Source organism: Streptomyces sp. NPDC048338, from assembly GCF_043201055.1.
Classification (GTDB): domain Bacteria; phylum Actinomycetota; class Actinomycetes; order Streptomycetales; family Streptomycetaceae; genus Streptomyces.
Window position 1 is genome coordinate 51,912 of the sequence record NZ_JBICYQ010000012.1, and the last position, 16,414, is coordinate 68,325.

Consider the following 16,414-nt stretch of genomic DNA (forward strand, 5'->3'; position numbering starts at 1 on the left):
GCGAAGTGTTCGTGCGGGCGAGGGGTGCGCCTCGGGAGTCGGTCAGTGACGGACCGGTGGATCCGGCCCGGCGTCGGCCGGCTCCCGGTGCGCACCCACGATCAGGCGTTGCCCCTGTTCAGCGGCTCCGCCGCGTCGAGCAGGTACTGCGGCAGGCTTTCTCGTGCATCAAGCACCTCGATACCGAGGAGGCGCATGTCCTCGTCGAAGTCGAGGTTGATCATTCCGTCGACCTTGTCAGGGTCACACGGATACATGTGCGCCACTTTCCTGAACCGCACCTGTGGATCGGTGAAGTAGACATACGCGGCGTTCGCCTCGGCGTCATAGGTCACTCTCAGATCCGTCATGGTCTCTTCTTCTTGATCCGCTCGATGTAGTCGTTCTCGACCTCAACCATGATGGTGTTGATTGCGCCATCGATCGTCTTACCGACGAACACCTTCGACTTCGGGTCGTAGAAGCCACTCTTCCACTGGCCCTTGTGCCAGTAGGAGAACGGGGTGCGCTCGAGCACCGCCCGGGCGTCCGCTTCTGAGACTCCTCGCTCCCGCAGACGCTGGATGGCGTGACCCGTCAGGTCCTCGGCGTGGTCGGCAACCTCCTCGACGACGTCGTCGACCTCCTCGGCGGCACTGCTGGCTTCGTCCCACGCATCATCCGCGCTACCGCCGCCGCCGCGGGGAACGGCCGGCTGGCCCCAGTTGCAGTAGCACTCATCGGCGTGAGTGGCGTCGCCGCAGGAGTTGTGGACCAGGACCGGAGTGTTCTCCGCCATCACGTAGTACGTGTGGACGTTGCCGACGGTCAGGTTGTGGACCGTGGCTTCCTGGGTGGTCCAGCGCTCGATCGCGGCGATCTGGACGCGGGCGCCGGTGGTGGGCTGCAGCCACTGGCCGGACTTCAGGTCACCGGCGTCGATCCACTTGCCGAGCTCGGGGACCCAGAAGGGGTGGCCGTCGGTCGCGGTGACCTGGGCCGTCTTCGAGCCTGCCTTGCCGTCGGTGTCGATCGTGACCTTGACCAGGTGCTTGAGACCCTGGCCCTTGATCGTGGCGGTGACCGTCTCGGTCCGGGTCTCACCGGTCTTCGCGTCGGTCACCTTGACCTTGTCGCCCGGCTTGACCTTCTCGATCGGCTTGGTGGTGCCGTCGGCCATCAGGACCTTGGTGCCCGGGGTGAAGCTGTTGCTGCTCGTCGAGCAGGAACCCCCGGCCTTTCCACTGTCACCGCTGCCGCTGCTGCCGCCGTTGTTGCGGGACGAGCCGCCGGAGCTGCCCCCGGACTTGCTCGTGTTGACCTTGTTGCCGCCGCGCTTGCCGGCGCCACCACCCATGGAAGAGGACTTCGGAGCGGCCTTGGACTGGGCCCGCTTCTGGACCGGGTTACCGGTCTTCTTCTTCTGGGCGAGCGCTCTGTCGGCCGTTCTCTTGGCTTGCTCGGCTGCCTTCTTCTTCGCTCGTTGTGCGGCTTCCTTCTTGGCCTTCTCGATGGCGAGTTTCTTGGCCTTCAAGGCTGCCGCTTCGGCGGCCTTGGCTGCCTTGAGGACGATCTCGGCGGCCTTCTTGGCTGCCTTGAACGCCTGGATGGCGTTGATCGTGCGGTTGATCGCCTTCAGGACGGACGGGATCTTGCCGAGCTTCGTCCACGGAATGGCGTCGAGGATGATGCTGCCGCAGGACCACATGTCGCCGCCGAAGCAGGCCATGGCGTCGTTGATGCCGATGAAGTCCTTCAGCGTCTCCCACGCGATGGCGAGGATGACGGAGCTGAGGGACTTGCCTTGCATCGCCTGCGCCTGAGCGACCTGCGCCGCGGACAGGCCCGCGCCCGCGAGGGCCGCGGCCCGCTCGGAAGCGGTCAGCGAGATCGCCAGACCGGTCGGGTCCGCATGGGTGACCGGGTTGTTGTGGGCGTAGGCGTACCCGTTGGACTGGAGCGGGTCGTTCATGTCCACGATCGGGTCGGCGGACAGGAAGCGTCCGACCACCGGGTCGTACAGACGGGCACCCAGCATCGTGTAGCCGGAGGCGTCATCCTCGGTCTTGCCGAGGAAGCCCTTGTGGCTCTGCAGGTTGGCGACAGCCGTGCCGCGCTCGTTGCCGAACGCGTCCTGCTTGCGAATACGGACCGACATGCCGCCGTAGAGCGCGACTTCAGCATAGGTGCTGCCCTGGTGGTCGCCGGTCTGGGCGACCAGGGTCTCCGAGCCGGTGCCGTAGGCGTAGCGCATGACCGCTCCGCCGGGGGCGGAGTAGGTGCGCTGGGTGTTGACCAGGACGCCGCCCTGCTGGACGGTCACCTCGGCCTCGCCCAGATGCAGGGTGGCCTGCTTGCCCTTGATCGTCAGCAGGCGGCTGCCGTCGGGGCCGTAGATGTGGCGGGTGTCGTTCTGCGGCGCCCACAGCTGGGCGGCGGAGGCGCCGTCGCAGGTGGCCAGCACGATCGCGGTGCCGCTGACGTTCGCCGCACCCTGCACCGCCACACACAGCCCGGAGGCCACGTGGGTCAGCTGGCCGGCGGTGTTCCGCTTCAGCTGCTGGGCGGCAGTGCCGTTGCACTTCTGGACCTGGACCGCGGAGCCGGCCGTGTTGGCCGCCGGCTGGAAGCACCAGTTCTCCGCCACGGCCAGGGTGCCCAGGTTCGGGTCCGCCTGGGCCGGAGTCGGGGTGAACCGGAAGTTCTGCGCCGCGGTCGCGTTGCAGCCGTAGAGCTGGATCGGCTGACCCGCCACCGGCAGACCCGACTTCAGGTCCAGGCACTTCTGGCCCAGACCCACGTACGGGGTCTTACCGGCACTGCCCTGGCCCGTGATCCGGTCGACCTGACCGTCAAACGTCCAGGTCAGATCCTGCTTGTCACCACTCTGGAGCGAGGTGATCGACTTCGTCTCACCCGTCAGCTCGTAGAGACGCTGCGCCTCGGCGGTCACCTGCGCACCGGCCGGGGTGGTGAACTTCTTCGTCACCTTGGTGAGGGTGTGCGGCTGGTCCTTCGCCGCGTTCTTGCCGTACGCGTAGTCCGTCGTGGCGTCCTTGGCGGTGGCGCCGGTCAGGTCCTTCTCGGTCAGCTTGGTGCGGTTGCCGAGCAGGTCGTACTCGTACTCCTGCCAGTAGCCGGAGCTGTCCTTGCCGGCGGCCACGTTCAGGGTGCCGTCGGCGTTCTTCGGGGTGGTGCAGCCGGTCTGGTCCTTCGAGGTCCAGGCCGTCTTCAGCTGACCCAGCGGGTCGTAGCTGAAGCACTGACGCTCCTCGATACCCACCGACTGCTCGCGGATCGAGGTGACGTTACCGGCCGGGTCGTAGGTGTACGACCGGTTCGAGACCAGGTTCCCACCGACGACCGACGTGTCCGCACCGGCACCGGACTTCTCACGGAAGACCAGCTGGTCCTTCAGCTCACCACTGGACTCGTCGAACGAGTTCTGCGTCCACACCCGGTACGGCTGCGCACCCAGAGTGGAACGGATCATCTGGCCGTACGGGGAGTAAACGGTCTCCGCGCCGTACCAGTCCTTGCCCGAGATCGAAAGCGGCAGACCCTCCTTGTTGTAACGGACCACCATCTTCTCCGCGGCGAACTTGCCGACCGCCGGAAGCTGCGCTTCTTCGAGAAGACCGGTGTCCGTGTAGGAGTAGCCGTAGGTGTAGTCCTTGGCCAGGCCCCAGGTGTCCGCGATGGTCTGCGGCAGGCTCAGGGTCGTGGACGTCGGCTGGTAGTCCTTGGTGTAGCCGTTGATCTTCTGGGTGTACGCCTGGCCGTCGGTGTAGCGGGTGGCGGTGGCGGGCAGGCCCTTGCCGCCGGCGACGGTGTCGTACGTGTAGTCCGCCACCACCGTGCCGTTGGCGTCGTTCATACGCTGCTGCTTCGGCCGCGAAAGGTCGTCGTAGCCGGTCCAGAGCGTGACACCACGCCCGTTGGTGGCCGACTGGACGCGGTCCCGGTGGTCGTACGTGGTCCGGGTGGTGCCTGAGTCCGGGTCGGTGGAGGTCTCCATCCGGCCGCGGTGGTCGTAGGTCCACGTCCACGGGTGGGTCGGGTCTGCCGACTTGGTGGCCTTCACCATCTGGCCGCGGGTGTCGTACTGGTAGCTCGTGGAGGTGATGCCGCCGGGAGCCGCCGGGTTGAACGTGTCGGTGCGGGAGGTGCGGCCGAGCGCGTCGGTGTAGACCCGGTAGGACGAGGCGCCCTGCGGGTTGATGACCTTCGACCAGTCCTGGCCGTACTCGTACTTGGTGGCGCGGTCCTCGTAGGCCTTGGAGGAGGACTCCTTGGTGACGGGGTCCACGTACTTCATGTACGGGGTTTCCTGCAGCACGCGGCCGAGGCCGTCGTAGGTGTAGCGGGTGATGTTGGGGATGGCCGTGTCGGAGAGCGGGACGAACAGCTCGCCGGGCTTGGCCTCCTGGGTCAGGTAGGCGTTGTTGGTCTGGAAGACCTCGCCGGAGGTGTTGTACAGCGTGTCCGTGACGAGATAGCCGGAGCCGCTTTCGGGCTCCTCCTGCGTCTGGCGCTCGCGGCCGAGGCCGTCGTAGAGCGTGACGGAGGTCTCGATCCGGTCCTCGTGACCCCGTGCGTACGTGGTGACGTACGGAGGCTTGCGGATCTTGAGGTTGGCGTCGGTCGGGTCGGTCTCCTCGGCCGGGATCGTGTAGACGGCGCGGAAGTCCGGCACCGAGGACGACGACGGCGTGCGGCCCGGGGCCCAGGCCTCGGCGAGACGACCCAGCGGGTCGAACTTCGCCTCGCTGACCTGACCGTTGAGGTCCGTGGTCTTCAGCGTGACCGCGCGGCCCGGCTCCAGCTCCTGGACCTGGCTGTGGCCGAGCGGGTTGGTCTGGGTGACCTTGAAGACCTGCCCCGTGGGCGGGTCGAAGGTGATCGTCGAGGACTTCTGGTCCGGGTCGGTCTGCCGCGTGACACGGCCGATGGCGTCGAAACCGGTCGTACCGTTCGTCTCGAAGCCGGTGCCGTCACCCTTCAGCGACCAGGACTCGGTGGCCAGGCCGCGGGTCGAGGCGCCGAGCGCGGTGCCGTAGGCGGTGCCGTCGAAGGCGGTACGAGCCGCCGAGTTCAGCGTGGTGAGGTCGGACCAATTGGCGTTGGCACAGGTCGTCGGCGACGTGAGTACCTGCTTGGACAAGCCGATGAGGTTCGCCGTGGTCTGGTGCAGGTACTCCAGCTTGGTGCAGGACTCGTCGCCGGTCTTGCCGGTGTCACCGAAGGACTCGACCTGCGTGGGCAGGCCGTAGGTCGATTCGTACGTCGTCAGGGTCCGCACGGACCGCAGCGTGCGGGTGTCGTCGCCGGTGCCCGAGGACTTCGTGTACGCGATCTCCTCCGGCTCCGTGACGCGCCAGGCCTTCAGCGGGTCGAGGCCGTCGTCGCGGTCGCGCTTCGCGAGCTCCGTGGCTTCGGGGACCGTGACGGACCGGGTCAGCCAGTTGGTGTCGGCGTCGGTCGCGTTGGTGTAGGTGAGCTCTTCGGCGACGCGGCCGGCGAAGGGCTCCTTGTCCTTGGCGATCTCGGTGCCGGTGATGTCCTTGACCGAGACGGTGTCGCCCAGGCCGCGGAAGTAGCGGGTGACGGCCTTGGTGCGGGGGCTGTCGAGGCCGGCGATGCCTTCGCCCTCGTTGCCGTTGTCCTCGGCGGCCTTGTCCGGGCCGGTCAGGACGGTGGTCTGCTCGAAGCCGGCGAACTGCGAGTACGTGCGGGTCGACTTCTTGGTGAACTCGCCGTCGGCGAACTTCCAGCCGGCGTTCTTGTACTCGTAGGCCGTCTTCGTGCCGAAGGATCCCTCGATGTTGGGGAGTTCCTCGATCGAGGCGACGACGTACTTGTGGAACCAGTCGATGTCCTCGACCTCGGGGTCGGGGTTCCAGAACGACGGGTAGCACAGCTCGGTGTTCGACTTCAGCGCTGCGGTGTCGGTCTTGCCGGGCAGGCCGCCGGTGGCGCACTTGCCGGTGATCGGCTTGTACTTGACGACCGTCTCGCCGCCGTACTCGTTGATCACACGCGCGATGCGCAGGCGGGAGAAGCCCGGGCGCTGCGGGTTGACCGCGAGGACGCGGTTGGGCATGTCGTCGCTGTTGGACTCGAAGCGGACCGAGTTCAGCTTGACGGACGCGTCGGTGGAGCCGTTGCGGGCGTAGCCGGTGCGCTGGATCGACTCCAGCCACAGGGCCGTGTTCGGGCCGGTCTTCAGCTCCGCGAAGCTCTGGTTGAGCTGGTACTCGTCGACGACCTGACGGGCGGTGGTGTCGGTGCGGCGCTGCGCGGACGTGGTGATCTTGTCCAGGCGCTTACGGGTCCAGAACGTCGGTCCGGCGTTCCAGCACTTCTTCCCCGACTCGCAGCGAAGGTCGGCCGGGGTGTCGAACCAGATCCGGTAGTCGCCCGGGTTCTTCGACTTGAAGTTCGTCTCGGTGCAGGTCACCGCGCCGACGTCGTAGCAGCGCTCCTTGACCTCGAAACCGATCCGCGCCGGCGCGGTGGCCGAGAAGATCGAGTCCTTGCGCTGCCCGTAGTAGATGTGCGACAGGTAGCCGTCACGGTCGTAGACGACGGGCGCCTTGAAGTTGAAGTTCCGCGCGTAGTAGTTCTGGTCCTTCTTCCACCACAGCGACATGGCGTTGCCGTGGACGTCCTCGACGTAGTCGAGGCTCCAGCGCCAGCCCTGCGTGCAGTAGGAGTGGGCCCAGTCGCCCGCCTTGTAGCAGGGCTCACCGGCGTGGTTGCCGTAGACGGGGACGGTCAGCACCGAATCCGTCGTCGGGTCGTCGGCGGCGGTGCCGTTGTCGGACCAGCCCGGCAGCTTGTTCAGGCCGAAGTGGTACTTCGTGCCGTCCTTGGTGGTGACGACCCAGTACTCGCCGTCCTTGGCGCCGTTGCCCGTGGCCTGGCCCGTGACGCGCTCGATCTTGGAGCCGTCGCCGTTGCCGGTGAACCACTTGCCCTTGGACTCGTCCCAGACCAGCTCGGTGGTCGTGCCGCCGAGCGAGAGGGTGGCGTTCTCCGAGCCGTAGCAGAGGTCCGCGGTGCGGTGGGTGGCGTTGTTGGAGCCGGCCTTCTTGGAGTCCTGGCGGCAGTTGACATACGTACGCGTGATGGAGCCCGCGTTGTAGTCCCAGCCGTCACCGATCCAGGAGGCCTGGTTGTTCGTCGACGACGTACGGCCGTCCACGGACTGCGAGGAGTAGGACAGCGCGACCTTCGGCATCAGACCGCCGGCGGTCTCCGGCGTCTGCACCTGGTACGAGTAGGTGAAGGCACCCGACGAGGAACCCGCCGACCACGAACCCGACGACAGCAGCGGGGACGCGGTGAAGTCACCCTGCACCGAGGAACCGGTGTCGAGGAGGCCGACGGAGTTGCCGCCGGAGGAGTCGGCGGCCTGGAGGGCACCGGTCCGCGCGGAGGCGCTGGTCGTGGTGGCCTGCGTGCCCTCGTCGAGCAGCTTGGCGACGGGGACCGTGCCGGTGAGGATCTTGCGGGCCTTGGCGTTCTTCGCCGCGGTGGTCCTGGTGGGGGCGTCCTTCGGAGCCACCATCGTGACCGTGCTGCGCAGCCGCTCGAAGGAGTCGGCTTCGTTCTTGCCGGCCATGGGCTCGACGCCGCCGTCGTCCGCGCACTCGCCCTCGGTCGGAGAGGAGTAGACGCACTCGGGCAGCAGGACCAGGCCGAAGCGGTCGGCGGCCTGCGGACCGTAGAGGTCGGCGAACGCCGTCGTGTCGACGCTCAGCGAGACCTGCGCGGCCGGGTCGACCGTCGCCGGCGGCGTGACCTTCATGACCAGGCCGGAGACGCCCGCGTCCTGGGAGACCTCGGGAGCGGCCAGGCCCACGGTCCACTCACCCGCGAGGGTGGCCGGGTCCGTTCCCTCGGGCACACCGATGGCGATGGGGAGGTTCTTGTCGAGCGGGACGGTGTCGCCCGGCTCGGTCTCCGCCGTCAGCGTGGCCTTGCCGGTGTCGCCCACCCACGGGGTGACGTTCTTCGGGTCGTACGGGTCGACCGGGACCTCGGGCGCCAGGGTCAGCGCCTTCTCGGCGGTCGAGTCCCCGTCGGCCTCCGTGGCCTCGGGCAGGTCCGGCAGGTCGACCTGCGCGTTCTCCTGCTCGCGGCTCATGCCCGGGCCGGGGATGGCGAGCGCCTGCCCGCCCAGGCTCGTCACGGTCAGCGTCGAGGACAGCAATAGGACGATCGCCGCGCGGCTTCGCCGCCGACTTCGTCGTTGTGACTCCGTCATGGCGAGGCGTCTGCGCCCCAACCATGACAGCGAACCTGAAGCACGCATATGCGTCGACTCCCACGCAGGCAAACAGACAACGGATGAGGTGCGAACACCGGGGTGCGGAAACACCAAAAAGCACGCACCTGTCTCAGGCGCATGCGTGCGCACTCTCCGTCATGGCAACCACACAAATCAATGCCGTAAAAAGGAGCGCTCCCACGTTCAAGTGAGTTGCCTCACGCCGTAGTTCGGGCCAGAGAGCGGCACAGTCGATCTTTGCGACGGAATACGGCATACCGACCCTTCGGGTCGATAGGGGTTCGCGAAATGCCTTAAGCAAACGCAAACATGGCCACGCGTCAAGGCTTTGCCGGGCATACGTAACGACTTCATAAAGTTCTCATGTGTGGACGGGTTGTAGCGAGTGTGTGATCGTGTGCGCGCCCCGCGGCATGCCGTACGGGGCTGTCTGTGCTGTCCCCCCATCCCCTGGTCCACACGGGAGTAGACCGCCGTGTCCGCGCCGCCTCGCCTTCTCAGCCCGTTCGTGCGCACGCGCACACGGCTGTCACTGACGCTCGGCCTTGTTCTGGCCGCGCTCACCGCTGCCCTGTTGCCCTGGTGGCAACCCGACACCCCGCCCACCGCCCATGGCGGTTCGGCTACCGAAGCGAAGCCGGCCTCGACCGGCCCCCGCGACGAGGCCACCGCGATGGCCGAGGCGCGACGTACCCGCAAGCAGGTGCTCGTCGACACGGCGACCACCGCCACCGAGCTCACCTGGGCACTGCCGAACGGGCAGTTGCGCACCCGGATCCACGCGCTGCCCCAGCGGGCCAAGAACACCAAGGGCCAGTGGGCCCCCATCGACAACAAGCTGACCCGGACGAAGAAGGCCCCCCGCGGCCTCGGCATCGCGCCGGCCAACCCGGCCGTCCCGGTCCGCTTCTCCAGCGGCAGCACCGACGCGACCCGGGCCGACCGTTCGTTCGCACGCGCACCGCAGCCCGGCGAGACGACGCTGGCCGAGGTCGACCTCGGCGGCCACACCATCGCCTACACCTGGCCCGGCACCCTGCCCGAGCCGGTGCTCGACGGCCCCCGTGCCCTCTACTCCGAGGTCATGCCCGGCGTCGACCTGCTGCTCGTCGCGCGTGAGGAAGGCGGCTTCGGCCAGCTCCTCATCGTCAAGAACCGCCAGGCCGCCCAGAACAAGGCGCTCGCCACGGTCTCCTACGGACTGACGTCGAAGACGGCCACGTTCCGCCACGACTCCAAGGCCAGCCGCGTCCAGGTCCTCGACAAGACGGGCAAGGAGGTCGGCACCATCCCGACCCCCTTCGGCTGGGACTCCAGCGGCCGCGACCCCGAGCTCCCGCCCGGCCAGTCCACCCCCCGCACCGCCACCGCCACCCCGGCCGACGTGCTCAAGCTCTCCGGCCTCACCGGCATCGAGCCCGGCGCGCACTCCGCCCCGCTCCCGATCCGGCTCGACGGCGAGAACACCGGCAACGCCCACCTGCGCCTGCGGACCGCCGAGACCACCCTCTTCACCGACGAGAAGGTGAAGTTCCCGGTCTTCATCGACCCGCCGCTGAACAGCGGGTACCAGGCGTGGACGACGGCCTACCGCCCGTACCCGAGCAGCAGCTTCTGGAACGGCACCAACTTCTCCTCCGGCACCTCCGACGCCCGCGTCGGCTACGAGTCGGACACCGGCGGCCTCGGCCGCTCCTTCTGGCGCATGGGCTTCTCCAGCAGCTTCGAGGGCGCGACGTTCACGCGTGCGACCTTCAAGGTGCTGAACAACCACTCGTGGTCGTGCACCACCCGTGAGTTCAGTTTCTGGCTGACCGGTGCGATCTCCTCCGGCACCACCTGGAACGCGCAGCCGAGCTGGTCGACGAAGCTGGACGCGCAGTCCTTCGCGCACGGCTGGTCCTCCAGCTCCTGCCCGGACGAGTACGAGGCGTTCGACGTGAAGGCGGCGGCCCAGAAGGGCGCCGACAACGGCTGGTCGAACATCACCTTCGGCATGCGGGCCACCTCCGAGTCCGACACCCAGACCTGGCGCAAGTTCCGCGCCACGTCCGCGGTCCTGGAGGGTGACTACAACCGCACGCCGACCGAGCCCACCGCAGGCACGACGTCGCCCGGTGGCGACTGCGTCGTCGGCTCCCCGGGCCGGACGGTCGGCAGGACCAACATCACCCTGAAGGCCAAGGCCACCGACGCGGACAACAACCTGAAGGGTCTGCGCTTCCGCATCTGGGAGGCCGGCACCACCGCGCCGGCCGGCACCCTGGCCACCAACCTGTCCAGCGGCTACGCGTCGACGGTCATCGCCCCCACCACCACGATGCTGGTGGACAAGAAGACCTACTACTGGGACGTGCGCGCGGAGGACACCGTCGGCGCCGTGTCCACGTACTTCCCGGCCGGCACCACGCCGTGCGCCATCACCATCGACGGCTCCGGTCCGCCGACGCCCGTCGTCGACGAGGACACCACCCCGTTCAAGCGGGCCACGTCCGACGGCGCGACCTGGGCGACGGTGAAGTTCGGCGGCACCGGTGCCATGACGTTCAGCTCGCCGGGCGCGGCCAAGTTCAGCTACGCCTTCGACGGTCTGGACATCAAGTACGTCAACGCCGTCAACGGCTCGGCCACCGTGCCCGACCTGCGGCCTCCGCACGCCGGCCCGAACTGGCTCCAGCTGTACGCCTACGACTCCCTGGGGAACCCCAGCGTCCGCGGGGACTACCTGACGTACGTCCAGCCCAAGGACAACGCCGACGGTCCCCACGACGTGGGCGGCGACAGCCAGCCGGACATCCTGGCCATCAACGCCAGCGGCAACCTGTTCTCCTACTCCGGAGGACCCGGCGGCGACCTGTACGGCAGCCTCGCCGGCTCGTACAGCACCGGCGGCAAGCTGCACCCGGCGGGCCACTGGTACGACTCGGCCACCGGCAAGGCCGCGCTGATCGCCCACTACGGGGACGTGTACCCCGGCGACGGCACGACCGACCTGTTCGCCCGTACCCCGGACGGCGGCTTCTGGCTGTACCCGGGTGACGGCTACGGCAGCTTCAACGTCGACGACCGGATCAAGGTCCGGCTGCCCGCGAACGCGCCCGCGCCGTCGACGTGGACGCAGCTCAAGGCCGTCGGCGACGTCACCGGCGACAAGCTGCCCGACCTGTTCCTGAAGGCCGGCCCCGCGTTCTGGGTGCTGTCCGGCTACACCGGCGCCACGTTCCACGCGGCCACGCTGATGAACGTGGACGCCTGGGAGCGCCGGGACATCGTCAACGTCGCCGACATCAACCTGGACAGCACGCCGGACCTGCTCTGGCGGAACCTGGACAACGGCAACATGTACGTCCGCCACGGCAAGCCGGGCTCCGTCGCCGGCAGCGTCGACCTCAACTCGCTCATGCTGGCGAACAACTCCCTCAACGGGGACGTCCAGTACGGAACGAGCTGGACCGAGGCGAACGTCTCGACGGCGATCGGCATCCCCGACGTCAACGGCGACGGCATCCCGGACATCTGGGCCCGTTCGGGCGTCGACGGTCAGATGCGGGTGTACTACCCGTCGACCACCAACACCAACCCGCCGGCCAAGACGGTCCTCACGTCCGACTGGCGCACGCTCAAGGCGCTGAGCTGACGGCGGTCCGCACGACAGGAGCCCTCCGCGGGCTCCGCACGGCAGGAGCCCCCGGCGCCACGCGCGCCGGGGGCTCCCGTCGTTCCGCCGGCCGTCAGCCGGCGATCGGCTTGCGCATCTCGGCGCGCACCTTGGCGGTGGTCTCGGCGAGCGCCGCCAGGTCGACCGTCTTGGGATCGGCGGTGGCCGACTCCGCGGTGACGACGGCGACGAAGGAGGCGGTGTTGTCGTCGCCCCAGGCGCACATGGGCAGCGTGGTGCTGCCCATGACGTCCTTGGACCGGGTCACCTGGCAGGTGACGGTCACGTCCGCCCCGGCCGGGGTGAAGTCCTTGGGCGGCACGGCGAGGGTGGACTGCTTGTCGACGGCGCCCTTGAGGATCGCGTCCTTGGCGCCCTCGGGGTCCCGCAGCCGGCCGGAGAAGCCGGAGACGACGAGGACGGCGTCGTCCTCGCCCGCGTATTGCGCGATGGCCGCCTTGGCGTCCTTCACGGAGGGGTCGTAGGTGTCCTCGACCTCCTTGCCCTCGGTCTGGGAGGCGTCCTTGGTGAGCTTGTACTCGCCGTCCACCAGAGTCTTGGGCACGACCAGGCGGTGCGTGGCCTCGGGGAACGATCCCAGGGAGCCGGCGCCGGACAGGACCCGGGAGCCGGCGAAGCCGAGCCCGGCGACCACGACCACGGACCCGAGCACGATGCCGACGATCGCCCCCGTCGACATCTTCTTCTTCGGCGGCGGCCCCCACGCCCCCTGTCCCTGCGGATACCCCTGCGGAGCTCCCGGGTACTGCTGCGGGAAGCCGTGCGGGGCCGGCGGCCCGTAGGGTCCGGGCTGCTGCGGCGGCACCTGGCCGGCGTACGGGTTGTGGGGCGGGGGGTTGTGCGGAGGCGGCATGGTCATGCCGGGCACGCTACGTCACGGCGAAGGGCTCCCTGGACGGCGGGTCGGGGGACGGAGCGCACCGGGAAAGCGGGGCGCGGGGCCGGTGGCCGTGTGGCGGAATGCCGGGGTGTCCCGGCGGTGGACACCCCGAAGTACAGGTCCGGGTGGCCCTCCTACGCGCCCGCCTCGCCCTGCGCGATCGCCTCCGCGACCTCCTCGACCCGTTCCCGCTCCTCCACCGCGAAGCGCTCCCGGTCCAGTCGCTCCGCGATCTCCTCGTCCTGGGTCATCAGCAGGTCCAGGTTGGAGTCGCCGAGGTCGAAGACGCCCATGTCCAGGTACGCCTTCTGCAGGCGCGGCCCCCAGAGTCCGATGTCCTTCACGCACGGCACGATCCGGCTGAACAGCAGCTTGCGGAAGAGGTGCAGGAACTCGCTCTCCTCGCTCAGCTGCTCGGCCTCCTGCCTGGGGATGCCGAAGTTCTCCAGGACCTCGACCCCGCGCAACCGGTCCCGCATCAGGTGGCAGCCCTCGATGACGAACTCCTCGCGCTCCCGCAGCTCCGCGTCCGACAACTGCCGGTAGTGGTCGCGCAGAGCCATCCGCCCGAAGGCGACGTGCCGGGCCTCGTCCTGCATGACGTAGGCCAGGATCTGCTTCGGCAGCGGCTTGTCGGTGGTGTCGCGGATCATGCCGAACGCGGCGAGCGCGAGGCCCTCGATCAGCACCTGCATGCCCAGGTACGGCATGTCCCAGCGCGAGTCCCTGAGGGTGTCGCCGAGGAGGCCCTGGAGGTTGTCGTTGATCGGGTAGAGCATCCCGATCTTCTCGTGCAGGAAGCGGCCGTAGATCTCGGCGTGCCGGGCCTCGTCCATCGTCTGCGTCGCGGAGTAGAACTTGGCGTCCAGGTCGGGAACGGACTCGACGATCCGGGCCGCGCAGACCATCGCGCCCTGCTCGCCGTGCAGGAACTGGCTGAACTGCCAGGCGGCGTAGTGCCGTCGCAGGTCGCCCTTGTCCTTCTCGGTCATGCGGTCCCAGTGGCGGGTGCCGTGCAGGGTCAGCACGTCGTCCGGGGTTCCCAGCGGGTCGTACGGGTCGACCTCCAGGTCCCAGTCGATGCGGGTGGCGCCGTCCCACTGCTTGTCCTTGCCCTTCTGGTAGAGCGCGAGGAGACGGTCGCGGCCGTCGTCGTACTCCCAGTTGAAGCGGGCCGAACCGGACGCCGGGACAGGCCAGATGGGGTCTTCCGGGGCTTTCGTGTAGAGGTCGCGCGTCGACACTGACGACTCCTTCGTTCACCGGAGGTGGTCCTGTCCGGCAGGCTGACACCTTGGTAGACAGTCGGTCAACAAGTCGCGCACAGGGGATTGACGGGCTTACTGACGAGCAGTCTCATAAGAGGCGACCGCCGGTGACGGCCTCCCGTCACGCGACCGCGAGCCCACAGCGAGGTGCTCTCCAGCCATGACCGCACTGTCCGAGCAGGACCTCACCCTCCTCAGGGACGCCCTCGGCCCCCTCCGCGACCGGGAGCAGGTCGCCGAGCGGCTCCTGGAGTCCTCCCTCAAGCACTCCTTCGACCCCGAGACCGAACTCGACTGGGAGGCGCCGGTCGAGGAGGGCAAGTGGTTCTGGCCGCCGGAGCTGGTGTCCCTCTACGACACCCCGATGTGGCGGCGGATGTCCGAGGAGCAGCGGATGGACCTCGCCCGCCACGAGGCGGCCTCGCTCGCCTCGCTCGGCATCTGGTTCGAGATCATCCTGATGCAGCTGCTCGTCCGGCACATCTACGACAAGTCCGTCACCAGCAAGCACGTGCGCTACGCGCTCACCGAGATCGCGGACGAGTGCCGGCACTCGATGATGTTCGCCCGGATGATCGAGAAGGGCGGCGCGCCCGCCTACCCCGTGCCGCGGATCTACCACAACCTCGCCCGCGTCCTGAAGACCGTCTCCACCACCCCCGGCTCCTTCGCCGCGACGCTCCTCGGCGAGGAGATCCTGGACTGGATGCAGCGGCTGACCTTCCCGGACGAGCGCGTGCAGACGCTGGTGCGCGGCGTGACCCGGATCCACGTGGTCGAGGAGGCCCGGCACGTCCGGTACGCCCGCGAGGAGCTGCGGCGCCAGATGGTGACCGCGCCCCGCTGGGAGCAGGAGTTCACCCGGCTCAGCTGCGGTGAGGCCGCCCGTGTCTTCTCGGTCTGCTTCGTGAACCCCCGGGTGTACGAGAACGTCGGCCTGGACCGTCGCGAGGCCGTGGCCCAGGTCAGGGCGAGCGGCCACCGTCGCGAGGTCATGCAGTCGGGCGCCCGGCGCCTGACGGACTTCCTCGACGACATCGGCGTCCTGCGGGGCCCGGGACGGCGGCTCTGGAAGTCCTCCGGACTCCTCGCCTGAGCGCCGCCCGGCGGAGTTACGCTGCGGGCATGACCAGGAGCCCCGTCCCGCCCGCGTCCCCCACCCCGGCCACGCCGACCGGGCCGGCGGCGACGACGCCCGCGTACCGCCGGCTCAGCGTCGAGGAGCGCAGGATCCAGCTCCTCGACGCGGCACTGACGCTCTTCGCGCACCACGCCCCGGACGCCGTCTCGCTCGACGACGTCGCCGAGGCGGCGGGAGTCTCCCGACCGCTCGTCTACCGCTACTTCCCCGGCGGCAAGCAGCAGCTGTACGAGGCGGCGCTGCGCTCCTCGGCCGACGCGCTGGAGCGGTGCTTCACCGAGCCGCCCGTCGGCCCGCCCACCGAGCGCCTCGCCCGCGTCCTGGACCGCTACCTGGCCTTCGTCGACCAGCACGACGCCGGGTTCAGCGCCCTGCTGCGCGGCGGCAGCGTCGCCGAGACCTCCCGGACCACCGCCATCGTCGACGAGGTGCGGCGGTCCGCGGCCGAGCAGATCCTCGTCCACCTGAGCGTGGGGCGGCCCGGACCCCGGCTGCGGATGATGGTCCGGACGTGGATCGCGGCCGTGGAGGCCGCCTCCCTGATCTGGCTCGACGAGGAGAAGCAGCCCCCGGCGGAGGAGCTGCGGAACTGGCTGGTCGACCACCTGGTGGCCCTGCTCGCCGCGACCGCCGCGACGGACGGGGAGACGACCGAGGTGGTCGGGCGGCTCCTGGCACTGGAGACGCCCGAGGGGCCGGTCGGTTCGCTGGCCCGTCGGGTGACCCCCGTGGTGGGCAAGGCCGCACACCTCATATGAGACTGGTGGGGTGAGAAGCGAGAACACCCCCTTTCGTGGCGGCCCCCTGGACGGCCAGGCGCTGCCCGTCCTCGTCGGACCGACCGGACATCCGCCCAAGTGGTACGAGGTGCCGGTCCCGGACGACGCCGGCGGCCCCCCGACGGTCCACGCCTACCGCCGGGAGCCGGCCGGTCACACCAAGCGGCTCGGTCTGCAGCGGGGCTGGGTGTACGAGTACGCCCCCGAGGGCCGCGCACGCCACGAGGTGAGGTGGCCGTGGTCCAAGCCGCGGACCGCGCCGCGCCCGGAGGCGGGACCCGGCGGAACGGAGTCGTCCGGGCCGTGACCGGCCGAACCGGAAGCGACTACCGGAAGCGACTGACCGGAGGCGGCTGACCGGAGGCGGCCGGCGGTGGTCGGGGGCGGGCGGG

General features: G+C 69.0%; 8 protein-coding genes. 4 read left to right on the forward strand and 4 right to left on the reverse strand.

Features of this window, described 5'->3' with window-relative positions:
- Positions 1-101 precede the first annotated feature (101 nt).
- Together ACGFZF_RS26350 and ACGFZF_RS26355 are read right to left on the reverse strand one after the other, a co-directional pair.
- Positions 102-350 (reverse strand): DUF2283 domain-containing protein, encoded by a 249-nt coding sequence (locus tag ACGFZF_RS26350; protein WP_393557974.1) that lies wholly within the window; start codon positions 348-350, stop codon positions 102-104.
- A complete protein-coding gene (locus ACGFZF_RS26355) occupies positions 347-8,176 on the reverse strand; it encodes a ricin-type beta-trefoil lectin domain protein (RefSeq protein ID WP_393557976.1) in 7,830 nt (2,609 codons plus the stop codon). Before ACGFZF_RS26355 ends, ACGFZF_RS26350 begins: the two co-directional genes overlap by 4 nt.
- Positions 8,177-8,783: 607 nt before the next feature.
- On the opposite strand from ACGFZF_RS26355, the gene ACGFZF_RS26360 reads away from it, so the two are divergent.
- Positions 8,784-11,912: a DNRLRE domain-containing protein gene (locus ACGFZF_RS26360; protein ID WP_393557978.1), complete on the forward strand. Its 3,129-nt coding sequence runs from the start codon at positions 8,784-8,786 to the stop codon at positions 11,910-11,912.
- A gap of 94 nt (positions 11,913-12,006) precedes the next feature.
- Here ACGFZF_RS26360 and ACGFZF_RS26365 read toward each other — a convergent pair whose 3' ends face one another.
- Positions 12,007-12,813, reverse strand: coding sequence for a hypothetical protein (locus ACGFZF_RS26365; protein ID WP_393557980.1), 807 nt, complete (start codon positions 12,811-12,813; stop codon positions 12,007-12,009).
- 155 nt (positions 12,814-12,968) lie between these two features.
- Positions 12,969-14,078, reverse strand: coding sequence for a ferritin-like domain-containing protein (locus tag ACGFZF_RS26370; RefSeq protein WP_393557982.1), 1,110 nt, complete (start codon positions 14,076-14,078; stop codon positions 12,969-12,971).
- Positions 14,079-14,262: 184 nt separating this feature from the next.
- Between ACGFZF_RS26370 and ACGFZF_RS26375 the strand changes: the two genes are divergently transcribed.
- Genes ACGFZF_RS26375 through ACGFZF_RS26385 form a run of 3 tightly spaced genes read left to right on the forward strand, consistent with a single transcriptional unit; the run spans position 14,263 to position 16,329 of the window.
- Positions 14,263-15,198, forward strand: coding sequence for a diiron oxygenase (locus ACGFZF_RS26375; RefSeq protein ID WP_393557984.1), 936 nt, complete (start codon positions 14,263-14,265; stop codon positions 15,196-15,198).
- 29 nt (positions 15,199-15,227) lie between these two features.
- On the forward strand, positions 15,228-16,001 hold the full coding sequence (locus ACGFZF_RS26380) for a TetR/AcrR family transcriptional regulator (protein WP_393557986.1): 774 nt from the start codon (positions 15,228-15,230) through the stop codon (positions 15,999-16,001).
- Between the two features lie 10 nt (positions 16,002-16,011).
- On the forward strand, positions 16,012-16,329 hold the full coding sequence (locus ACGFZF_RS26385; RefSeq protein WP_393557988.1) for a hypothetical protein: 318 nt from the start codon (positions 16,012-16,014) through the stop codon (positions 16,327-16,329).
- Positions 16,330-16,414 lie beyond the last annotated feature (85 nt).